At 72.1% G+C, this 21,918-nt stretch carries 20 protein-coding genes; 3 read left to right on the top strand and 17 right to left on the bottom strand.

Annotated elements, in window-relative coordinates:
• Nucleotides 1–206: 206 nt before the first annotated feature.
• From LG632_RS18420 to rpsD, 12 genes are all read right to left on the bottom strand, one after another.
• Complete coding sequence (locus LG632_RS18420; protein ID WP_226728434.1) at nt 207–926, bottom strand: AAA family ATPase; 720 nt, start codon at nt 924–926, stop codon at nt 207–209.
• 47 nt (nt 927–973) lie between these two features.
• Nucleotides 974–1,414, bottom strand: a complete 441-nt coding sequence (gene aroQ / locus LG632_RS18425; protein WP_226728435.1) for a type II 3-dehydroquinate dehydratase — start codon at nt 1,412–1,414, stop codon at nt 974–976.
• On the bottom strand, nt 1,411–2,502 hold the full coding sequence (gene aroB, locus LG632_RS18430) for a 3-dehydroquinate synthase (RefSeq protein WP_226728436.1): 1,092 nt from the start codon (nt 2,500–2,502) through the stop codon (nt 1,411–1,413). The genes aroQ and aroB overlap by 4 nt, the downstream gene beginning before the upstream one ends.
• The gene (locus LG632_RS18435) at nt 2,499–3,029 is read right to left on the bottom strand and encodes a shikimate kinase (RefSeq protein WP_226728437.1); all 531 of its coding nucleotides are present in this window, start codon (nt 3,027–3,029) and stop codon (nt 2,499–2,501) included. The genes aroB and LG632_RS18435 overlap by 4 nt, the downstream gene beginning before the upstream one ends.
• Complete coding sequence (aroC, locus tag LG632_RS18440; RefSeq protein WP_226728438.1) at nt 3,026–4,210, bottom strand: chorismate synthase; 1,185 nt, start codon at nt 4,208–4,210, stop codon at nt 3,026–3,028. Before aroC ends, LG632_RS18435 begins: the two co-directional genes overlap by 4 nt.
• A 187-nt stretch (nt 4,211–4,397) precedes the next feature.
• The gene (locus LG632_RS18445; RefSeq protein ID WP_226728439.1) at nt 4,398–5,222 is read right to left on the bottom strand and encodes a shikimate dehydrogenase; all 825 of its coding nucleotides are present in this window, start codon (nt 5,220–5,222) and stop codon (nt 4,398–4,400) included.
• A 7-nt stretch (nt 5,223–5,229) separates the two neighbouring features.
• Nucleotides 5,230–6,975, bottom strand: a complete 1,746-nt coding sequence (gene mltG, locus LG632_RS18450) for an endolytic transglycosylase MltG (protein ID WP_226728440.1) — start codon at nt 6,973–6,975, stop codon at nt 5,230–5,232.
• An 81-nt stretch (nt 6,976–7,056) separates the two neighbouring features.
• Nucleotides 7,057–7,527: a Holliday junction resolvase RuvX gene (ruvX, locus tag LG632_RS18455; RefSeq protein WP_226728441.1), complete on the bottom strand. Its 471-nt coding sequence runs from the start codon at nt 7,525–7,527 to the stop codon at nt 7,057–7,059.
• Between the two features lie 3 nt (nt 7,528–7,530).
• The gene (gene alaS, locus LG632_RS18460; RefSeq protein ID WP_226728442.1) at nt 7,531–10,200 is read right to left on the bottom strand and encodes an alanine--tRNA ligase; all 2,670 of its coding nucleotides are present in this window, start codon (nt 10,198–10,200) and stop codon (nt 7,531–7,533) included.
• Complete coding sequence (locus LG632_RS18465) at nt 10,200–10,553, bottom strand: hypothetical protein (RefSeq protein WP_226728443.1); 354 nt, start codon at nt 10,551–10,553, stop codon at nt 10,200–10,202. Before LG632_RS18465 ends, alaS begins: the two co-directional genes overlap by 1 nt.
• 7 nt (nt 10,554–10,560) lie before the next feature.
• Complete coding sequence (locus LG632_RS18470; protein WP_226728444.1) at nt 10,561–11,010, bottom strand: DUF948 domain-containing protein; 450 nt, start codon at nt 11,008–11,010, stop codon at nt 10,561–10,563.
• Between the two features lie 192 nt (nt 11,011–11,202).
• Nucleotides 11,203–11,814 carry a 30S ribosomal protein S4 gene (gene rpsD, locus LG632_RS18475; RefSeq protein WP_226728445.1) on the bottom strand — a complete coding sequence of 204 codons (612 nt, stop codon included), beginning with the start codon at nt 11,812–11,814 and terminating at the stop codon, nt 11,203–11,205.
• 56 nt (nt 11,815–11,870) lie between these two features.
• Between rpsD and LG632_RS18480 the strand changes: the two genes are divergently transcribed.
• Nucleotides 11,871–12,773, top strand: coding sequence for a DUF2470 domain-containing protein (locus LG632_RS18480; RefSeq protein ID WP_226728446.1), 903 nt, complete (start codon nt 11,871–11,873; stop codon nt 12,771–12,773).
• Between the two features lie 18 nt (nt 12,774–12,791).
• On the opposite strand, the gene LG632_RS18485 is transcribed toward LG632_RS18480, so the two are convergent.
• The 4 genes from LG632_RS18485 to LG632_RS18500 all read right to left on the bottom strand — a co-directional run bounded on the left by LG632_RS18485 (nt 12,792) and on the right by LG632_RS18500 (nt 16,856).
• The gene (locus tag LG632_RS18485) at nt 12,792–14,144 is read right to left on the bottom strand and encodes a replication-associated recombination protein A (protein WP_226728447.1); all 1,353 of its coding nucleotides are present in this window, start codon (nt 14,142–14,144) and stop codon (nt 12,792–12,794) included.
• Nucleotides 14,145–14,186: 42 nt separating this feature from the next.
• Nucleotides 14,187–14,804 carry a vitamin K epoxide reductase family protein gene (locus tag LG632_RS18490; RefSeq protein WP_226728448.1) on the bottom strand — a complete coding sequence of 206 codons (618 nt, stop codon included), beginning with the start codon at nt 14,802–14,804 and terminating at the stop codon, nt 14,187–14,189.
• Nucleotides 14,805–14,868: 64 nt separating this feature from the next.
• On the bottom strand, nt 14,869–16,131 hold the full coding sequence (gene hisS, locus LG632_RS18495; protein ID WP_226728449.1) for a histidine--tRNA ligase: 1,263 nt from the start codon (nt 16,129–16,131) through the stop codon (nt 14,869–14,871).
• An 11-nt stretch (nt 16,132–16,142) separates the two neighbouring features.
• Nucleotides 16,143–16,856 (bottom strand): MBL fold metallo-hydrolase, encoded by a 714-nt coding sequence (locus LG632_RS18500; protein WP_226728450.1) that lies wholly within the window; start codon nt 16,854–16,856, stop codon nt 16,143–16,145.
• Nucleotides 16,857–17,008: 152 nt separating this feature from the next.
• On the opposite strand from LG632_RS18500, the gene LG632_RS18505 reads away from it, so the two are divergent.
• Together LG632_RS18505 and LG632_RS18510 are read left to right on the top strand one after the other, a co-directional pair.
• On the top strand, nt 17,009–17,794 hold the full coding sequence (locus LG632_RS18505) for a peptidylprolyl isomerase (RefSeq protein ID WP_226728451.1): 786 nt from the start codon (nt 17,009–17,011) through the stop codon (nt 17,792–17,794).
• 167 nt (nt 17,795–17,961) lie between these two features.
• Nucleotides 17,962–19,191, top strand: a complete 1,230-nt coding sequence (locus LG632_RS18510) for a DUF349 domain-containing protein (RefSeq protein ID WP_226728452.1) — start codon at nt 17,962–17,964, stop codon at nt 19,189–19,191.
• Nucleotides 19,192–19,291: 100 nt separating this feature from the next.
• Here LG632_RS18510 and LG632_RS18515 read toward each other — a convergent pair whose 3' ends face one another.
• Entirely contained in the window at nt 19,292–21,712 is a 2,421-nt protein-coding gene (locus LG632_RS18515; RefSeq protein ID WP_226728453.1) for a RelA/SpoT family protein, read from the bottom strand.
• Nucleotides 21,713–21,918 lie beyond the last annotated feature (206 nt).

Raw genomic sequence — 21,918 nt, forward strand, 5'->3', positions numbered from 1 at the left:
GCAGGGGCCACGCCACAAATCACGCTTTACGTCCCGGACACCCCCACCCTCCGCCCCCGGCCCTCGCAGGGGTCCTGCGCCCCCGGCCCTCGCGGGGGGTCAAAATGCGCTCCCGGACCTCGCCGGGATCCTGCCCCCCCCCGGCCTCGCGGAGGGGCTGCGCCCCCAGACCTCGCAGGGGTCCTGTAGACCCGGCCTCGCGGGGGCTAGCGGGGGGAGGTGGGGGCCAAGGAGCGGGCCAGGGCTGTGTCCAGGGCCTGGGCCGTGGACTCCACGTCCAGGTGGGAGTTGTCGATGATGGGCAGGCCCGAGCCGTACCAGCCGGCCATGCGGCCGTGGATGCGGGCGACCTCCTCGTCCGACAGGCGCCGGTTGCCCGAGCGGGCCGCGTTGCGCTCCAGGACGACCTCCAGGCCGGGCAGGAGGACGACGGGCAGCAGGCCGGGGCCGACGTGGCGCTTCCAGCCGCCGAGGCCGACGACCGGGCGGTCGGGGAAGACGGCGTCGTCGAGGATGCAGGAGATGCCGTTGGCGAGGAAGTTGCGGGCGGCGAAGCCGCAGGTGCGGCGGGCGAGGCGGTACTGGGCCTCGGAGTGGTCGTTCCAGCCGGCCTGCGGGTCGGCGAAGCCGGAGCAGACCCATTCCCGGACGTCGTCCAGGCTGATGTGGGCCGTCGGCACCGGCCGGGTCCGCGCCCAGTGCCGGGCCACGGTGGTCTTGCCGGCCCCCGCCGGGCCGATCAGCAGCACGGCGAGGACCGCCGAGCCGGTGCCGGGCGCGGCGGTCGGCAGCGGAATGTGCCCGGTGGCCTCGGGAACCGGCGCCACGGCCGGGGCCGGCCAGCCCGGGGCCGGGGGTATCGGTGGCTGCGAGGGCGCCCCGGGGTGGTGACCCGGCGGGCCCCAGCCCCCCACTCCGTGCTGCATCCGCTGCCTCTCCGTCTCGATCGGGGCACTGATGCGAGAACGTTATCTCAGCCGGAGACCTCCTCCGCCAGCGCGCGCAGCGCCAGCCGGTAGGAGCCCAGCCCGAAGCCCGCGACGGTTCCGGTGGCCACGGCCGCGATCACCGAGGTGTGCCGGAACTCCTCGCGGGCGTACGGGTTGGAGATGTGCACCTCGATCAGCGGCGCGGTCCGCTGGGCGGCCGCGTCGCGCATCGCGTACGAGTAGTGCGTGAAGGCCCCGGGGTTGATGACCACGGGGATCTTCCCGTCTGCCGCTTCGTGCAGCCAGCGCACGAGCTCGCCCTCGTCGTTGGTCTCGCGGACCTCCACGTCGAAGCCGAGTTCCTTGCCCAGGCCTTGGCAGGTCTCGACCAGACCCGCGTACGAGGTGGAGCCGTAGACGTCCGGCTCGCGCGAGCCGAGCCGGCCCAGGTTGGGCCCGTTGAGCACCAGCACCCGGCGGCTCACGCGGACACCTCGCCGTAGGCCGCGATCAGGTGGGCCGGGTCCGGGCCCTCCAGGACGGTCGGCTTGGCCAGCCCGTCCAGGACGATGAAGCGCAGCAGGTTGCCGCGGGACTTCTTGTCGACCTGCATGGTCTGGAGCAGCTTGGGCCACTGGTCGCCGCGGTAGGTCAGCGGCAGGCCGACGGAGGCCAGGACCGTCCGGTGCCGGTCGGCGGTGGCGTCGTCCAGGCGGCCGGCGAGCCGGCCCAGCTCGGCGGCGAAGACCATGCCGACCGAGACGGCCGCGCCGTGGCGCCACTTGTAGCGCTCGTTCTTCTCGATGGCGTGCGCCAGGGTGTGCCCGTAGTTGAGGATCTCCCGCAGGCCCGACTCCTTGAGGTCGCTGGAGACGACGTCGGCCTTGACCTGGATGGAGCGGACGATCAGCTCGGCGGTGTGCGGGCCGGCCGGGGTGCGGGCGGCCTCGGGGTCGGCCTCGATCAGGTCCAGGATCGCCGGGTCGGCGATGAAGCCGGCCTTGATGATCTCGGCGAGGCCGCTGACGTAGTCGTGGACGGGGAGGGACTCCAGCGCCGCCAGGTCGCACAGGACCCCGGCCGGCGGGTGGAAGGCGCCCACGAGGTTCTTGCCCTCGGCGGTGTTGATGCCCGTCTTGCCGCCCACGGCCGCGTCGACCATCGCGAGGACGGTGGTCGGCACGGCGATCCAGCGGACCCCGCGCAGCCAGGTCGCGGCGACGAAGCCGGCCAGGTCGGTGGTGGCGCCGCCGCCCACGCCCACGATGACGTCGGTCCGGGTGAAGCCGGACTGGCCGAGCGCCTTCCAGCAGTAGGCGGCGACCTCGGCGGTCTTGGCCTCCTCCGCGTTCGGCACCTGGATGGCGACGGCCTCGTAGCCCTGCTCGGCGAGGTCGGCGCGCAGCGCCTCACCGGTCTCGGCGAGGGCCTCGGGGTGGATCACGGCGACCCGCTGGGCCTTCTCGCCGATGAGCCCGGCCAGCTCACCGAGCAGCTGCTGCCCGACGAGCACGTCGTACGGATCGTGGCCGGCGCTGCCGCCGACGTGGATCCGCGTCACCTGGTCCGTCATACGTCCTTCAACTCCAGTGCGTCGAGGACCGCCTGGGCGACCTCTTCGGGGGTGCGGTCGTCGGTGGGTACCTCGACGCGCGCGACTTCGGTGTACAGGGGGCGGCGGGCCTCCATCAGCTCGCGCCACTGGCGGCGCGGGTTGACGGCGAGCAGCGGGCGCGCGGCGCCCAGGCCCACGCGCCGGACGGCTTCCTCGACGTCCATCGACAGGTAGGCGACGGGCAGGCCGACCAGCAGGGCGCGGGTGCCCGCGTCCAGGACGGCCCCGCCGCCGAGGGCCAGGACCCCGGTGTGCTCGGCGACGGCGGTGGCGACCGCCTGCCGCTCCAGCTCGCGGAAGTACGGCTCGCCCTCGTCGACGAAGATGTCGGAGATCGGGCGGCCCTGCGCCGCGACGATGTCCGCGTCGGTGTCCCGGTACGGGACGCCGAGCCGCTCGGCCAGCAGCGCCCCCACCGTGGACTTGCCCGATCCCATCGGTCCGACGAGGACGACGAGCGGGCCGCTGCCCGGGCCGGCGGTCATCGGATCCGGAGGTTGTCGAGGTAGGAGCGCACGTTGCGGCGGGTCTCGGCGACCGAGTCGCCGCCGAACTTCTCCACGACCGCGTCGGCCAGCACCAGGGCGACCATGGCCTCGGCGACGATGCCGGCGGCCGGGACGGCGCACACGTCGGAGCGCTGGTGGTGGGCGGCGGCGGCCTCGCCGGTGCTGACGTCGACGGTGGCCAGGGCCCGCGGGACGGTCGCGATGGGCTTCATGGCGGCGCGCACGCGCAGCAGCTCGCCGGTGGTCAGGCCGCCCTCGGTGCCGCCGGAGCGGCCGGAGGTGCGCTTGATGCCCTCGGGGGTGTTGACGATCTCGTCGTGGGCCTGGGAGCCGGGGACCCGGGCGAGCTCGAAGCCGTCGCCGACCTCTACGCCCTTGATGGCCTGGATGCCCATCAGCGCCGCGGCGAGCCGCGCGTCGAGGCGGCGGTCCCAGTGCACGTGCGAGCCGAGGCCGACCGGGACGCCGTACGCCAGGACCTCGACGACGCCGCCGAGGGTGTCGCCGTCCTTGTGGGCCTGGTCGATCTCGGCGACCATCGCCTTCGACGCGTCGGCGTCCAGGCAGCGCACCGGGTCGGCGTCGAGCTTCTCGACGTCGGCCGGCGTCGGGTAGACGCCGTACGGGGCCTTGGCCGAGGCCAGCTCCACCACGTGGGAGACGATCTCGATCCCGGCCGCCTCCTTCAGGAACGACCGGGCGACCGCGCCGAGCGCCACGCGGGCGGCCGTCTCCCGGGCGCTGGCGCGCTCCAGGACCGGACGGGCCTCGTCGAAGCCGTACTTCTGCATGCCGGCGAGGTCGGCGTGGCCCGGGCGGGGGCGCGTCAGCGGCGCGTTGCGGCCGGTCTCCTTGAGTTCGGCCGGGTCCACCGGGTCGGCGGACATGACCTTCTCCCACTTGGGCCACTCGGTGTTGCCGACCATGACCGCCACCGGCGAACCGAGGGACAGCCCGTGCCGGACACCACCCAGGAAGGTGACCTCGTCCTGCTCGAACTTCATCCGGGCACCGCGGCCGTAACCGAGCCGCCGCCGCGCGAGGTGGTCGGCGACCAGCTCGGTGGTCACCGGGACACCGGCGGGAAGACCCTCCAGCGTCGCCACCAGCGCCGGTCCGTGCGACTCCCCAGCGGTCAGCCAACGCAACCTGCTCAACGATGCTCCTCATGCTCGCGCCTGGTACAGCGAAGGGCGCGGCCCGGGTGCGCGGCCGGGCCCGCCACCTCCGATCCTCCCACGTCCGCGCTGGTGAACCGGCCTCCGGTCCAGTCTTTGGACGCCACTGTGGCAAGTCCCGGACCGCGGCGGACGCCCGAGGGGCCCTTGCGGGTCCCGCGGGGAGCTAGCGGGCGGCGAGGGCCGCCTCGCCCGCGGCCCGCATGGCGGCCAACGGGCCGGGGGCCCGGCCGGTCATCTGCTCGACCTGGAGGACCGCCTGGTGGACCAGCAGGTCGAGGCCGCCGACCACCTTGCCGCCGCGCTCGTCCCAGGACGCGGCGAGTGCGGTGGGCCAGGGGTCGTACAGCACGTCGAAGAGGGTGCCGGGCCGCGCGGGGACGGCGGTGGCGAGGGCGTCGGTGGTACCGGCCGGGGTGGTGGCGATCACCAGCGGTGCGCTCAGCGCCTCCGCGGCCAGCGCCCAGTCGGCCGTACGGACGGTGACGCCGAGCCGCTCGCCCCACTGGCGCATCTCGGCCGCGCGGGCGTCGCTGCGCACGTACGCGGTGACCTCGCCGGAGCAGATCCGCCCGAGGGCGGCGAGCGCCGAGGAGGCGGTGGCCCCGGCGCCCAGGATCGCGGCGGAGTCCACCTTGTCGACGCCGCGCTCGTGCAGGGCGGCGACGATCCCGGGGATGTCGGTGTTGTCGCCGAGGCGGCGGCCGTCCTCGGTGAGGACGACGGTGTTGACCGCCTCGACGGCGGCGGCGGTGTCGCTGATCCCGTCGAGCAGCGGGATGACGGCCCGCTTGAGCGGCATGGTCAGCGACAGGCCGGCCCACTGCGCGTCGAGGTCGGCGAGGAACGCGGGGAGCGCGGCCTCGTCCACCTCGAAGCGGTCGTAGGACCAGTCGGCGAGGCCGAGCTCCCGGTAGGCCGCGCGGTGCAGCACGGGCGAGAGGGAGTGCTCGATGGGGGATCCCAGCACCGCCGCCTTGTTGCGTGACATGTCCTGCCTATCTGTTGTTCTGCCGCCGGTTGAATTCCTTGACGAGTTCGTCGTGCTCCTCGAAGGTCCTGGTGAACGTGGTCTTCTGCCCGTCGACCGACACGAAGAACATCCAGCCGCCGCCGTCGGGGTTCATGGCCGCGTTGAGGGCCTCGTCGCCCGGGTTGCCGATCGGGCCGGGGGTGAGGCCCTTGTAGAAGTACGTGTTGTACGGGTTGTCGAGCGTACGCGTCTCGGCGCGCGAGATGTTGATGTTGCTCGTGCCCTTGAGGTAGTTGATGGTCGAGTCGAACTCGAGCTTCTGGTTGGTGACGTCGTTCGTCGGCTTGAGGCGGTTGTAGATGACGTCCGACATCTTCTTGAAGTCGTCGTGGCTCTTGCCCTCGGCCTGGACCATGGACGCGACCGTGACCAGCTGCAGCGGCGAGCTGAGGCCGAGCTGCTTGGCCTTGGCCTCGACGCCGTGCGCGGCGTACGTCTCGTTGGCCTTGGCGACCATCTTCTTCAGCAGGTCCTCGGGCTTCATGCCCTCGGTGAGGTCGTAGCGCGCCGGGTAGAGGAAGCCTTCCAGCGGGTCCATCATCTTGGGGTTGGCGCTGTCCGCCCAGGCGGGCAGGCCCAGGTTCTTCAGCTCCTTCTTGGCCACGTCCTTCGTGGTGCCCGGCTGGAGCTTGAGCTTCTTGTCGATGGCCTCGTAGACGGCGGCGTTGCGCATGCCCTCGGGGACCGTGACCACGTTGAGCCGGGTCGGGTCGACCATGACCGCGACGGCTTCCTTGGCCGACATCTGCTTGCGCAGCGGGTAGACGCCCGGCTGGATGCTCTTGCCCTTGGGGTTCGCCTGCGCGGCGGCGACGAAGGCCTCGGCGCTGGCGACGACGCCCTTCTCCTTCAGGGTGCGGCCCATCTGGCCGAGGCCCGAGCCCGGTTTGATCTCGACGTCGATGGGATCGGTGCCGGCCCCGACGAAGTCCGCGGGCGCGCCGAAGCGGTCCTGCAGGAAGCTGTAGACGTAGTAGCCGCCCCCGCCGACGCCGCCGAGCAGGACGAGGGAGGTGAACAGGCAGGCGGCGCCGTTGCGGCGTTTGCGGCCCTTGGCCTTGCCGCCTTTGCCGCCCTTGCCGCCCTTGCCGCCGTTGCCCGCCTTCGCGTCCTTGCGGCCGGCGCGGCGGCCGGCCGCGGCCGGTTCGTCGTCGTCCTCGCCGGGGGCGTCCTGGAGTTCGCTCTCGCGGCCGGGGCGGTCGAGGACCTCCTGCGGCCACTCCCCCGCCGGCTCCGGCGCGGGCCGGCGCCGGCCGGGCGGGGCCGGCGGCGGGTAGGCCTCCTCCGTGCCGTACAGGTCGGGGGCCTCGCCGGGGTAGGCGGTCTGCGGCTGGACGTACGCGGCGGCGCCGGCGTACGGGTCCGCACCGGCGTACGGATCGGCCACCACCTGGGGGTGGACGGCCTGGCCGATCATCTGACCGGTATCCCAGGCCTGGCCGCCGTACGTCTGCTGCCCGACGGGCTGCTGGAGGTGCGGGTCCTGGTACTGCTGCGCGTACTGCTGCTGCGGCTGCTGGTACTGCGCGTAGGACCCGGTGTGCTGCTCGGCGTGCTCCGGGTACTGCTGCTGGTGGTGCGCGTGCTGCTGGTACGCGGGGTCGTGGGGCTGGGGCTGCGGGGCCTGCTGCCCCGTCCACCCCGGGTCCCCGTACAACGGGTCCTCGGGGTGCCACGGTCGGGGGGCCTGGCCCTGTCCGTACTCAGTCATCGATCCCCTAGTGCGCCGCGTCGAAGAGCCGACGGCTGTTCGAAATGCCGCCACATCGCGCGGAACGTTACCGTATCGCGATCAGATGACCACTTCGACGCACTCACCGGGCGGATTACCTGATACCCGTTCGGTCTCAAGAGCATTTTGAAGGATGATCACAGCGGCGGCCTGATCGATGACCGCCCGCCCCTTCTTGGCGTTCTTCCCGGAGGCCCGCAGCCCCTGGGCGGCGGTGACCGTGGTCATCCGCTCGTCCACCAGGCGCACGGGCACCGGCTTGATGCCCTTGGCCAGTTCCCCGGCGAAGGCCCGCACCTTGGCCGCGGCCGGCCCTTCGCGCCCGCTCATCGAGCGCGGCAGGCCGACCACCACCTCCAGCGGTTCGTACTCCTCGACGAGCTGGCGCAGCCGCCGGTGGGCGGCCGGGACGTCGCGTCCCGGCACGGTCTCCACCGGCGTGGCGAGCACCCCGTCGGGGTCGCACGAGGCGACCCCGATCCGGGCGTCACCGACATCGATCGCCAGGCGTCGGCCACGGCGCAGGGCCATGCGTCAGGCCGTCTCTACGACGAGACGCTCGACCGCGGCGATGGCCTCCGGCACGGCGGCCGGGTTCTGGCCGCCGCCCTGGGCCACGTCGGGCTTGCCGCCACCGCCGCCGCCGAGGGTCTTGGCGGCGGTGCGCACCAGGTCACCGGCCTTCAGGCCGCGCTCCCGGGCCGCCTCGTTGGTGGCGATCACGGTCAGCGGACGGTCGTTCGCCACGGCGAACAGCGCGACCACGGCCGGGCGGTCGCCGGGGATGCGACCGCGCACGTCGAGGACCAGCTTGCGCAGGTCGTCGGCGCCGGTGCCGTCCGGCACCTGGCCGACCACGAGGGCGACCCCGCGGACGTCCTGGGCGTTCTCGGCGAGCCCGGCGGCGGCGGCCAGCACCTTCTCCGCGCGGAACTTCTCGATCTCCTTCTCGGCGTCCTTGAGCTTGCCGAGCATGGCGGCGACCTTCTCCGGCAGCTCCTCCGGACGGCCCTTGACCAGCTCCTGGAGCTGGGCGACGACCGTGTGCTCCTTGGCGAGGAAGTTGTACGCGTCCACGCCCACCAGGGCCTCGACGCGGCGCACGCCGGAGCCGATGGAGGACTCGCCGAGCAGCTTCACCAGGCCCAGCTGGGCGGTGTTGCCGACGTGCGTGCCGCCGCAGAGCTCCTTGGAGAAGTCGCCGATGGTCACCACGCGGACCCGCTCGCCGTACTTCTCGCCGAACTCGGCGATGGCGCCCTGCTTCTTCGCCTCGTCGATGCTCATGATCTCGGCGGTGACGTCGAGCTCGCGGGAGAGCACGTCGTTGATCTTCTGCTCGACGTCGGTGAGGACCGAGCCGGGGACGGCGTTCGGCGAGCCGAAGTCGAAGCGGAAGCGGCCGGGGCTGTTCTCGGAACCGGCCTGGGCGGCCGTCGGGCCGAGGGCGTCGCGCAGCGCCTGGTGGGTCAGGTGGGTGGCCGAGTGGGCGCGGGCGATGGCCCGGCGGCGCTTGACGTCGATGCTGGCGAACGCGGCGGCGCCGACGGTCACCTCGCCGACCTGGACCGAGCCCTTGTGCACGGAGACACCCGGGACCGGCTGCTGGACGTCGCGGACCTCGATGACGGCACCGGTGTCGAGCTTGATCCGGCCCTGGTCGGCGAGCTGGCCGCCGCCCTCGGCGTAGAACGGGGTGCGGTCGAGGACGACCTCGACCTCGTCGCCCTCGGAGGCCGCGGGCGAGGGGACTCCGTTCACGAGCAGGCCGACGACGGTGGCCTCGCCCTGGTCGGTGACGTAACCGGTGAACTCCGTACCGCCGGCGTTGTCGGCGATCTCGCGGTACGCCGACACGTCGGCGTGGCCGGTCTTCTTGGCCTTGGCGTCGGCCTTGGCGCGGTCGCGCTGCTCCTGCATGAGGCGTCGGAACCCGGCCTCGTCCACGGACAGGCCCTGCTCGGCGGCCATCTCCAGGGTGAGGTCGATCGGGAAGCCCCAGGTGTCGTGGAGCAGGAACGCCTTGTCGCCGGAGAGGACCGTGCCACCGGCGGCCTTGGTCTCGGTCACGGCGGTGTCGAGGATGTTGGTGCCGCCCTTGAGGGCCTTGAGGAACGCGGCCTCCTCGGCGAGGGCGACGGTCTCGATGCGCTTGCGGTCGGTGATGAGCTCCGGGTACTGCTGGCCCATCGTGTCGATCACGACGTCGATGAGGTCCTTGACCACGGGGCCGGTGGCGCCCATGAGGCGCATGTTGCGGATGGCGCGGCGCATGATGCGGCGCAGGACGTAGCCGCGGCCCTCGTTGCCGGGGGTGACGCCGTCGCCGATGAGCATCACGGAGGTGCGCATGTGGTCGGCGACCACGCGCATCGAGACGTCCGTGTCCTTCGCGGCGCCGTAGCGGACGCCGGTCAGCTCGGTGGCCTTGTCCATGACCACGCGCAGGGTGTCGGTCTCGTACATGTTCTGCACGCCCTGCAGGATCATCGCGAGGCGTTCGAGGCCGAGGCCGGTGTCGATGTTCTTCGACGGCAGGTCGCCGAGGATCGGGAAGTCCTCCTTGCCCTCGCCGGCGCCGCGCTCGTACTGCATGAAGACCAGGTTCCAGATCTCCACGTACCGCTCGTCGTTGACGGCCGGGCCGCCCTCGACGCCGAACTCCGGGCCGCGGTCGTAGTTGATCTCGGAGCACGGACCGCACGGGCCGGGGACGCCCATGGACCAGAAGTTGTCCTTCTTGCCCAGGCGCTGGATCCGCTCGCGCGGGACGCCGATGACGTTGTGCCAGATCTCCTCGGCCTCGTCGTCGTCCTGGTAGACCGTGATCCACAGCTTCTCCGGCTCCAGGCCGTAGCCACCGTCGGCGACCGGGGTGGTGAGCAGCTCCCAGGCGTACTTGATGGCTCCTTCCTTGAAGTAGTCGCCGAAGGAGAAGTTGCCGCACATCTGGAAGAACGTGCCGTGGCGGGTGGTCTTGCCGACCTCTTCGATGTCCGGCGTACGCACGCACTTCTGCACGCTGGTGGCGCGGGGGGCCGGGGGCTTGGTCTCGCCGAGGAAGTACGGCTTGAACGGGACCATGCCCGCGTTGACCAGCAGCAGAGTCGGGTCGTCGGCGATGAGCGACGCCGAAGGGACGACGGTGTGACCGCGCTCCTCGAAGAAGCTCAGCCAGCGGCGGCGAATCTCGGCCGACTCCATCAGTGGTCCTCATTCCGGTTGTACGAAAACTTCGGTCGGTGGTTCTGGTGGGGCTCGATGGCCCGCAGCCGGCGCTGCGCCGGCAGGGCGCGCACGTTGTCCGGGCGCGCCCCGTCCTGGCCGTCCCCGGCGGTGAGCCCGAGCGCATCGTTCAGCTCGTCCTCGCGCTGGAGCATTCCCGCGCGGACGTCGAGGGCGAAGTCCTTCACCCGGTGACCCGCCTCGATCGCCTTGTCCACGCCCCGCGCGGCCAGGCTCTCGGGGGTCAGCTGCTTCAGCTTGCGGTTGACCTTGGTGGTGGCCCACACGCCGGCGGCTGCGCCTGCGGTGAACCAGAAGGTGCGGCGGAACATCGCTGGGTCAGTCCTTCTGCTTGCGGCGCCAGCCGGAACGGGCGGCGGTACGGGCGGCCGGCACGCTGCGGCCGACGATCACAGTACGACGGGCGGCCCGCGGCGGCACGTCCTCCGTCCGGCCCATGGCCTTGCGGACGCCGTAACCGAACGCGGCGACCTTCACCAGCGGCCCTCCGAAGGTGGAGGCCACCGTCGAGGACAGCGCGGACGCGTTGGAGGTGACCTCCTGGACGTCGCTGGTGATGGCGTCGACCCGGTCGAGCTGGGTGCGGGCGGAGCGGACCGTGGTGGAGGCGTCCGCGAGCAGCGGGACGGCCTGCTCGGTGACGTCGGCCACCAGCTTGGTGGCCGCCTTGAGCGTCTGGGCCAGCCTCACCAGCACGACCGCGAGGAACGAGACCAGGATCGCCCAGAAGACGGCCACGAGGATCCCGGCCACCTCTCCACCGGACACGTTGCACCGCTCCCCTGCACCGAGAAAAAGTCTTCCCCCGACCCTATCGCGCCGGGGGTGGGCCGCCGTACCCGAATTCACCGGCCGCTGCGGCGGCGCCGGGTGCGGTCGGCACCCGGACGCGGCGAGCCCGCCACCCCAGCGGGGTGACGGGCTCGCGGAACAGCCTGTGAGGACTGCGCGCCGGCTGGATCAGCGGGCGTAGTACTCGACGACGAGCTGCTCGTCGCAGATCACGGGGATCTCCTTGCGCTGCGGGTCGCGGTCCAGGCGGAACGCCAGGGCCTTCAGGTTGACCTGCAGGTAGCGCGGGGTCTCGCCCTCGCCCGCGTAGCCACCCTCGCGGGCGACCTGGAACGGGTGCTTGTCGCGGGAGCGCTCGCGCACGGTCACGACGTCGTCCGGGCGGACGCGGAAGGACGGCTTGTCGACCTTGCCGCCGTTGACCTCGATGTGGCCGTGAACGACCATCTGGCGGGCCTGGTAGATGGTGCGGGCGATGCCCGAACGCAGGACCAGGGCGTCGAGGCGACGCTCGAGCTCGACGACGAGCGCCTCGCCCGTCTTGCCCTCGGCCTTCTTCGCGCGGTCGTACGCGCGGGCCATCTGCTTCTCGGAGATGTCGTACTGAGCGCGCAGGCGCTGCTTCTCCAGCAGACGGACCTTGTAGTCCGAGGTCTGCTTGCGGCCACGGCCGTGCTCACCCGGCGGGTAGGGGCGAGCCTCGAAGTACTTGACGGCCTTCGGCGTCAGGGCGATGCCGAGCGCACGCGACTTCTTGACCTTGGGTCGTGCCTGGTTCACGTGGAACCTACCTCCATGTAAGTTAGGTGAGCCTTACCTTATTCGAGGAGGACGTAATGTCTCGACCACATGGGATCCCCCTGCCCAGTGCGCATCGCAGTTCGGACGAGAAACGATCCACGTCCGCTTGCGACGACGGTAGGCAAGGTCAGCCGCGTCCCAGGGAAGGCGCTCGCCTGCTCACCGGAGCCGAGCGCGTACGAACCCTCGTAGAGTCCAACGCCTCAGTATCCCTCACGTTGCCGGGTGCTCGTGACACGAGGTACCCGGAGGAGTTCGGGACGGGGGTGCCGGCCGCGCGGACCGCCACCCCGGACGGGGACGTGATCCTCCTGGTACCAGGGGATTCCGCGGCCGCCAGGGCAGCCGCTCACGCCCAGGACGACGACCTCACAGCGGTGATCGAGATCACGGATGTGGCGCCGGTGTCCGTCCCCCATCGTATCCGGGGCCGCGCCTGGCTGGCGGGCTGGCTCACCCCCGTCCGCGGCGGCGAGCGGGCCGGCTGCGCCGCCCTGCTGGCCGAGCGGCACCCGGTCGGCGAACTGCTGGGCACCCTGGAGGCCCTCGACCGCACCGGCCGGCCCGCCTGGACGCTGCTGCGGCTGGAGGTCGGGGAGATCACCGTGGACGACCTGTGGGGCGCGGAGCACGTCGACCCCGAGGACTTCGCGACCGCCGAGCCGGACCCGCTGGTCGCCCACGAGACCGAGATCCTCCAGCACCTCGCCGCCGCCCACGGCGACCGGATGCGCGACCTGTGCGCCCTGCTCGGCCCCCGGGCGGCCGACCTCGACGCCGTGCCGGTGGCCCTGGACCGCTTCGGGCTGCGCGTGCGCTTCACCGGCGCGGCGGCCGGGACCTTCGACGCCCGGTTCGACTTCCCGGCCCCGCTGACCGGTGTCTGCGGAGTGCGCCGGGCGATGCACACCCTCTTCTCGGCGGCCTCGCGGCCCTGACGCCGGCCGGCGGGCGCCTCAGGACTCGCCGCGCAGGCGGGCCCGGACCTTCTCCACCACGTCCGCGTACCGCGCCTCCGCGCCGTAGCGGGTGGGCTCGTAGTAGCGCCTGCCGTGGATCTTGTCCGGCGCGTACTGCTGGGCGGCGATGGCGCCCGGCACGTCGTGCGGGTAGACGTACCCCTGGGCGTGGCCCAGCTTGGCGGCGCCCTTGTAGTGCCCGTCCCGCAGATGCGCCGGGACCGGCCCGGCCAGTCCCGCGCGGACGTCGGCCAGCGCGGCGCCGATCGCGGTCGTGGCGGTGTTCGACTTGGGGGCCAGGGCCAGCGCGATCGTCGCGTGGGACAGGGTCAGCGCGGCCTCCGGGAAGCCGATCATGGCCACCGCCTGGGCGGCGGCCACCGCCGTCGGCAGCGCCGTCGGGTCGGCGAGGCCGATGTCCTCGCTGGCCGAGATCATCAGGCGGCGCGCGATGAACCGCGGGTCCTCCCCCGCCTCGATCATCCGGGCCAGGTAGTGCAGGGCGGCGTCCACGTCGGAGCCGCGGATCGACTTGATCAGCGCGCTCGCCACGTCGTAGTGCTGGTCGCCGTCGCGGTCGTAGCGCACGGCCGCCCGGTCGACGGTCTCCTCCAGCGTCTCCAGGGTGATCGCGGGCTCGCCCTTGGCGAGCGCCGCCCCGGCGCCCGCCTCCAGGGCGGTCAGTGCCCGCCGGGCGTCCCCGCCGGCGATGCGCAGCAGGTGCGCCTCGGCGTCCTCGGCGAGGGTCACCGCCCCGCCCAGGCCCCGCTCCTCGGACAGGGCCCGGCGCAGCAGCCCCGAGACGTCCTCGTCGGTCAGCGGCTCCAGGGTCAGCAGCAGCGAGCGCGACAGCAGGGGGGAGATCACCGAGAAGTACGGGTTCTCGGTGGTGGCTGCGATCAGCGTCACCCAGCGGTTCTCCACGGCCGGCAGCAGCGAGTCCTGCTGGGCCTTGCTGAAGCGGTGGATCTCGTCGAGGAAGAGGACGGTCTCCTTGCCGTAGCCCCCCGCCGCGCGCCGGGCGCCGTCGATGACGGCCCGGACCTCCTTGACCCCGGCGGTGATCGCGGACAGCTCCACGAACCGCTTCTGCGTGGCCTGGCTGACCACGTACGCCAGCGTGGTCTTGCCGGTGCCGGGCGGACCCCACAGGATCACCGACGCCGCACCGGCCGGGCCGCCCCCGCCCTCGTCCACCAGCCGCCGCAGCGGCGAGCCGGGCCGCAGCAGGTGCTGCTGGCCGACGACCTCGTCCAGGGTGCGCGGGCGCATCCGGACGGCGAGCGGGGTGCTCGCCGGGTCCTTCTCCTGGCGGTCCTCGGCGGCGGCGGTGAAGAGGTCGGGTTCCACGTGATGAAGCCTAAGCGAGCGGACCGACAACGCGGCCGCGCGTCAGGAGGTCCAGAAGTCCCACCAGCGGGTCAGGATCAGCATGCCGATGATCCCCAGGTGCAGCACCGGCGGCACCCAGGCGAACTCGCCGAAGAAGGAGCGCAGCCAGCCGGGGGCGGGCAGCAGCCCCTCGCGGACGTTGTGCGCGGTGACGTACCAGAACATCACGACCGTGGCGACCCAGGCCAGGCAGCACCACAGGCACAGCGAGTTGATGTTGTACAGCGACTGGTAGGTCAGCCAGGCGCAGAACCCGACGCCGAAGAGGGTGCCGGCGTTGAACGTCAGCCAGTACCAGCGGCGGAACCGGGCCCCGGCCAGCAGGCTCATGCCGACGCAGACGACGATGCCGTAACTGACCAGGCCCAGCATCGGATTCGGGAAGCCGAACGCGGACGCCTGCTCGCTCTTCATGATGTTGCCGCAGGCCACGACCGGGTTGAGGCTGCAGCCGGGGACGAAGTTCGGGTCCTCCAGCAGCTTGAACTTGTCGATCGTGATCACCCAGGCGGCCAGCAGGCCCATGGCGCCCGTGATCACCAGCAGCCAGGCGAACGCCCGGCTCGCGCCGACCGTGCCCGCCGTCTCCGTACCCGCTTGCGTACCCGCGTTGGTCATGCGGTGCATTCTGCCGTACGGACCGTACGCCCCACCCGGGGACGTACGGTCCGCGCGAACCCGCTCAGGCGAGCCGGGCGCGCACCGCCTCGACCAGCCCGTCCACCGGGACGGCCGTCTGCTCGCCGGACTCCATGTCCTTGAGCTGGACCACGCCCTCGGCCAGGTCCCGCTCGCCCGCGACCACGGTGAAGCGGGCACCGCTGCGGTTGGCGTCCTTCATCGAGCCCTTCAGGCCCTTGCCGCCGAAGGAGAAGTCGGTGGCGACCCCGGCCGCGCGCAGCTCGACCACCTTGCCGAACAGCAGTCGGCGGGCCTCGTCGCCGATCGCCACGGCGAACACGCTGGTGGTCGCCGGGATGTCCAGCTCGACGCCCTCGGCCTCCAGGGCGAGCACCGTGCGGTCCACGCCCAGGGCCCAGCCGACGGACGGCAGCGCCGGGCCGCCGATCATCTCGGACAGGCCGTCGTAGCGGCCGCCGCCGCCCACCGCGGACTGCGAGCCGAGACCGTCGTGGACGAACTCGAAGGTGGTCCGGGTGTAGTAGTCCAGGCCGCGCACCAGCTTCGGGTCGTCCTCGAAGACCACGCCCGCCGCGGTGATCAGCGCGCGCACCTCCTCGTGGTACGCCTTGCACGCGTCGCACAGGTGGTCGCGCAGCAGCGGCGCGTCCACGAGCTGCTTCTGCACGTCGGCCCGCTTGTCGTCGAGCACGCGCAGCGGGTTGATCTCGGCCCGGCGCAGGGTCTCCTCGTCCAGGTCGAGGCCGCGCAGGTAGGCCTGGAGGGCCTCCCGGTAGGCCGGGCGGCACTCCTTGTCGCCCAGCGAGTTCAGCAGGATCCGGAAGTTCGCCAGGCCCAGCGAGCGGTACGCCTGGTCGGCCAGGATGATCAGCTCGGCGTCCAGCGCCGGGTCCTCGGCGCCGATCGCCTCGGCACCGACCTGCGAGAAGTGCCGGTAGCGGCCCTTCTGCGGGCGCTCGTAGCGGTAGTACGAGCCGGAGTACCAGAGCTTGACCGGCAGGTTGCCCTGCTTGTGCAGGCTCGCCTCCAGCGCCGCGCGCAGCACGGAGGCGGTGCCCTCGGGGCGCAGGGCCAGCTTGTCGCCGCCCTTGGTCTCGAAGGCGTACATCTCCTTGGTGACGATGTCGGTGGACTCGCCGACACCGCGCGCGAAGAGGTCGACGTCCTCGAAGCCCGGCGTCTCCACGTAGCCGTACCCGGCCTTGCGCAGGGGCGCGGAGATGGCCTCGCGGACCGCCAGGTACTTGGCCGAGAACGGCGGGATCAGGTCGTACGTGCCCTTGGGGGCCTTGAAGGTGCTCACGGGACTTCTCGTCACATTCCTCGTCGTGGGGCGGCTGTCGGGTCCGCCCCGAGGCCGGCGGCGACCTCCCGCAGGTACGGGTTGGTCGCGCGCTCGCGGCCGATGGTGGTCTGGGGACCGTGGCCGGACAGCACCACGGTCGAATCGTCGAGCGGCAGGCACACGCGGGCCAGCGACTCGAGGATGTCGGCGTGGGAGCCGCCGGGCAGGTCGGTACGTCCGATGGAGCCGGCGAAGAGCAGGTCACCGGAGAACAGGACGGACGGGACGTCCGCCGCCTCCGGCATCCGGAAGGTCACCGACCCCTTGGTATGGCCGGGCGCGTGCGACACGGTGAAGTCCAGACCGGCCAGCTTCAGCGAGGCGCCGTCGGTCAGTTCGCGGACGTCGTCCGGCTCCCCGACGGTGATCTCGCCCATCAGCGGCATCCCGATCGACCGGCCCAGCGCCTTCTCCGGGTCGCTCATCATGTAGCGGTCCTCGGGGTGGATCCAGGCGGGGACGTCGTGCGCTCCGCAGACCGGGACCACCGAGGCCACGTGGTCGAGGTGGCCGTGGGTGAGGACGACGGCGACGGGCTTGAGGCGGTGCTTCCTGAGCGTCTCCTCGACGCCCTGGGCGGCCTGGTGGCCCGGGTCGATGATCACGCACTCCTCACCGGCGGCGGGGGCGACCAGGTAGCAGTTGGTCCCCCAGGCCCCGGCCGGGAACCCGGCAATCAGCACGTTCGTCCTTCGATAGTCGTCCGTCGGGAGGGTTGCTGCAGATCAGAGCCTACCGGCGCGGCTCATCACACAGCGAACCCATATACGGTACGGCCTGTCCGGGCCCGGACAGCTGTACCCACAGACGTACGTACCAAGGAGACGAGAGCCAGGTGGCCACGAGCGAACAGCGGCGGCGTCAGCTCGCCAGGGAGAAGTTCGAGCGGCAGCAGAAGCGGCGGGCGGAGGCCCGGCGCAAGTCGCGCCGGCAGGCGCTGGTCGTCGGCGGCGCGGTGGCGGCGGTGGTCGCGCTGCTGGTCGGCCTGGCCCTGGGCGGGGTCTTCTCCGGCAAGGACACCAAGGACGGCGCGGCCGACAACCCGTCGCCGACCCCGACCCCGTCCGCGCCCCAGCAGTCGCCGTCGCCGGCGATGGCGATCGACCAGAAGGCGAAGTACACCTTCGCGCTGCGCACGAGCGCCGGTGACATCTCGTTCGAGATGGACGCGGCCAAGACCCCGCAGACGGTGAACTCCTTCAAGTCGCTCGCCGACAAGAAGTTCTTCGACAACACCAAGTGCCACCGCCTGACCACGGCCGGCATCTACGTGCTGCAGTGCGGCGACCCGGAGGGCACCGGCCGCGGCGGCCCCGGCTACACCATCCCCGACGAGAACCTGGACGGGCTGGGCAAGCCGAACGACCAGGGCCAGGTCACGTACCCGGCGGGCACGGTCGCCATGGCCAACACCGGTCGGCCCGGCTCGGGCGGCAGCCAGTTCTTCCTGGTCTACAAGGACAGCCCGCTGCCCCCGACGTACACCCCGTTCGGCAAGATCGACGCGGCCGGCCTGAAGGTGCTGGAGGAGATCGCCAAGCAGGGCACCGCGGACGGCGGCCAGGACGGGGCCCCCAAGACCCCGGTGACCGTCCAGCAGGGCACGGTGACGAAGAACTGACCCCCGGGTGAACCGCCGGGCCGGAATTCCGTCGTGCGGGATGCGGACAGCCGGCCCGGCGGTCGCCTATGTTGGCGTTGTGCAGGGCGGGCGCTGCCCGCCCCAGGAAACTGTGGACGATGCCCCGGGGGCGGACCCCCGCGCAGGCATCAGGTGGAGGAGGCGCTGTGAGCAGCGACCCGTGGGGCCGCGTCGACGAGACGGGCACCGTGTACGTGCGTACTGCCGATGGCGAGAAGGTCGTCGGCTCGTGGCAGGCGGGCACCCCCGAGGAGGCCCTGGCCTACTTCGAGCGCAAGTACGAGGGGCTGGTGGTCGAGATCGGCCTCCTCGAACGGCGGGTGCGGACGACGGACCTGTCCGCCAAGGACGCGATGACGGCGATCGACCACCTGCGCACGCAGGTCGAGGAGCACCACGCGGTGGGCGACCTCGACGCCCTGCGGGCGCGGCTGGACAAGCTGGTGGCGACGGTCGAGTCGCGCCGCGAGGAGCGCAAGGCCGCCAAGGCCAAGCAGACCGACGAGGCCCGCAAGGCCAAGGAGGACCTGGTCACCGAGGCGGAGCAGCTGGCGCAGAGCGACCAGTGGCGGGCGGCCGGCGAGCGGCTGCGGGCCCTGGTGGACACCTGGAAGGGTCTGCCGCGGCTGGACCGCAAGTCCGACGACGAGCTGTGGCACCGCTTCTCGCACGCCCGCTCGGCCTTCTCCAAGCGCCGCAAGGCGCACTTCGCGTCGCTGGACGCGCAGCGCGAGGAGGCCCGCAAGACCAAGGAGCGGCTGGTCGCCGAGGCCGAGGCGCTGTCGAAGTCGACGGACTGGGGTCCGACGGCCGCCCGCTACCGCGAGCTGATGGCGGACTGGAAGGCGGCGGGCCGGGCCCAGCGCGAGTCCGAGGACGACCTGTGGAACCGTTTCCGCGGTGCCCAGGACGTGTTCTTCGCCGCCCGTGCCGAGGTCTTCGCCGAGCGCGACGCCGAGCAGGTGGAGAACCTCAAGCTGAAGGAGGAGCTGGCCGACGAGGCCGAGAAGCTCGTCCCGGTGACCGACCTGAAGGCGGCGCGGGCCGCGTTCCGGTCGATCAACGAGCGCTGGGAGGCCGTCGGCCACGTGCCGCGCGACGCCCGGGCCAAGGTCGAGGGCCGGATGCACGCGGTGGAGCGGGCGCTGCAGGAGGCCGAGGAGGCCGAGTGGCGCCGGACGAACCCGGAGGCGCGGGCGCGCGCGGCGGGGCTGACCGGTCAGCTGCAGGCGGCCGTGGACAAGCTGCGCGAGCAGATCGACGCGGCGCGCGCGGCCGGCAACAACGCCAAGGCCGACAAGCTCGCCCGCGAGCTGGAGGGCCGCCAGGCCCTGCTGGACCAGGCTCTGAAGGGCCTGGAGGAGTTCGGCGGCTGAGCGGCCCACCGCCGCCGGCCGACGGCGAAGGCCCCGGTGCGCACCGCGCACCGGGGCCTTCCCGTTGCCACCGGGGCCCGGCCCCGGCGTGCCGGCCCGGCTACGGCCTGCGGGCCGAGGTCACGCGGTAGACGTCGTAGACGCCCTCCACGCCGCGGACGGCCTTCAGGACGTGGCCGAGGTGCTTGGGGTCGCCCATCTCGAAGGTGAAGCGCGAGGTGGCGACCCGGTCGCGGGACGTCTGCACGGCCGCGGACAGGATGTTGACGTGCTGGTCGGACAGCACCCGCGTGACGTCGGACAGCAGGCGGGAGCGGTCCAGCGCCTCGACCTGGATGGCGACGAGGAAGACCGAGGACTGGGTGGGCGCCCACTCGACCTCGAGGATCCGCTCGGGCTGCTGCGAGAGCGAGTCGACGTTCACGCAGTCCGCGCGGTGAACCGATACGCCACTGCCGCGGGTGACGAACCCGATGATCGGGTCGCCGGGCACCGGGGTGCAGCAGCGGGCCAGCTTGACCCACACGTCGTCGACGCCCTTGACGACCACGCCCGGGTCGGCGCTGCCGCGCCGCTTGCGGCCGCGCGACGGCGGGACGCTCTCCTCGATGTCCTCGTTGGCCGCCTCCTCGCCGCCGAGGGCCTGCACCAGCTTCTGCACGACGCCCTGCGCGGCCACGTGGCCCTCGCCGATCGCCGCGTAGAGCGAGGAGATGTCCGGGTAGCGCATCTCGTGGGCGAGGGTGACCAGCGAGTCGCCGGTGAGGATCCGCTGGATCGGCAGGTTCTGCTTGCGCATGGCCCGCGCGATGGCGTCCTTGCCCTGTTCGATCGCCTCGTCCCGGCGCTCCTTGGAGAACCAGGCGCGGATCTTGTTGCGGGCGCGCGGGGACTTCACGAAGCCCAGCCAGTCGCGGGACGGGCCGGCTCCCTCGGCCTTGGAGGTGAAGACCTCGACCAGGTCGCCGTTGTCCAGGGTCGATTCGAGCGGGACCAGCCGCCCGTTGACCCGCGCCCCTATGGTGCGGTGGCCGACCTCGGTGTGGACGGCGTAGGCGAAGTCGACCGGGGTGGCCCCGGCGGGCAGCGCGATGACGTCGCCCTTGGGCGTGAAGACGAAGACCTCGTTGCGGGAGAGGTCGAAGCGCAGGGAGTCGAGGAACTCGCCCGGGTCCTCGGTCTCCTTCTGCCAGTCGAGCAGCTGGCGCAGCCAGGCCATGTCGTTGACGGTGTCCTGGCCGGCGCTGCCCTTGGCGGCCTGCGGAACGTCGGTGCGGACCTTGGAGGCGCCGGCGACCGTCTGCTGCTTGTACTTCCAGTGCGCGGCGATGCCGTACTCGGCCCGGCGGTGCATGTCGAAGGTGCGGATCTGCAGTTCGACCGGCTTGCCGTTGGGTCCGATGACCGTCGTGTGCAGCGACTGGTACATGTTGAACTTGGGCATCGCGATGTAGTCCTTGAACCGCCCCGGAACCGGGTTCCAGCGGGCGTGGACGGTGCCCAGGGCCGCGTAGCAGTCGCGGACGGTGTCCACCAGGACGCGGATGCCCACCAAGTCGTAGATCTCGGCGAAGTCGCGGCCCCGCACGATCATCTTCTGGTAGACGCTGTAGTAGTGCTTGGGCCGGCCGGTGACGGTGGCCTTGATCCGGGCGGCGCGCAGGTCCGTCTGGACCTCGTCGGTGACGAGCGCGAGGTACTCGTCGCGCTTGGGTGCCCGCTCGGCGACGAGGCGGACGATCTCGTCGTACATCTTCGGGTAGAGGATGGCGAACGAGAGGTCCTCGAGCTCCCACTTGATCGTGTTCATGCCGAGGCGGTGGGCCAGCGGCGCGTAGATCTCAAGGGTCTCGCGGGCCTTCTTCTCCTGCTTCTCCCGCTTGAGGTAGCGCATGGTGCGCATGTTGTGCAGGCGGTCGGCGAGCTTGATGACCAGGACCCGGGGGTCCTTGGCCATGGCCACGACCATCTTGCGGACGGTCTCGGCCTGCGCGGCCTCGCCGAACTTGACCCGGTCCAGCTTGGTGACGCCGTCCACGAGCAGGGCCACGGCGTCGCCGAAGTCGCGGCGCAGGTCCTCCAGCCCGTACTCGGTGTCCTCGACGGTGTCGTGCAGCAGACCGGCCATCAGGGTGGCGGGGTCCATGCCGAGCTCGGCGAGGATGGTGGTGACGGCGAGCGGGTGGGTGATGTACGGGTCGCCGCTCTTGCGCTTCTGGCCGCGGTGCCAGCGCTCGGCCACCTGGTAGGCGTGCTCCAGCTGGCGCAGCGTCGCCGTCTCGATCTTGGGGTCGTTGCTGCGGACTATGCGCAGCAGGGGCTCCAGGACCGGGTTGTACGGGTTGGAGCGCTGGACGCCCAGCCGGGCGAGCCGGGCCCGCACCCGGTTGGAGGATCCGGCCGGCTTCAGCGGCGCGGACTTGGCCGGCGGCGCCAGCGGCGGGACCGGCGGCTTGGGCGCGGCGGGCGGCGCCGTCGACTCGGGCTGGGCGGCGGAGAGTGGCTGGACCTCGTCTGGCAAGAGCGCTCCTCTGGGGGTCCCCCGGACGCGTCGGGGGAGGATCCGGTGCCCCGGTCAGGTCCGGATAAACCATGGTAGCGAGCCTGGCGCGGACGCGTTCGCCGTGGTCGTCCTGCGGACGTACGACCGTGCGACCGGCGCCGCGGCGCGGGACGGCGAAGCGGCGGCCGCCCCGGTGCGGGGCGACCGCCGCTCTTCGGCCGTGC

It is taken from the genome of Streptomyces antimicrobicus (genome assembly GCF_020532625.1).
Lineage (GTDB): Bacteria > Actinomycetota > Actinomycetes > Streptomycetales > Streptomycetaceae > Streptomyces > Streptomyces antimicrobicus.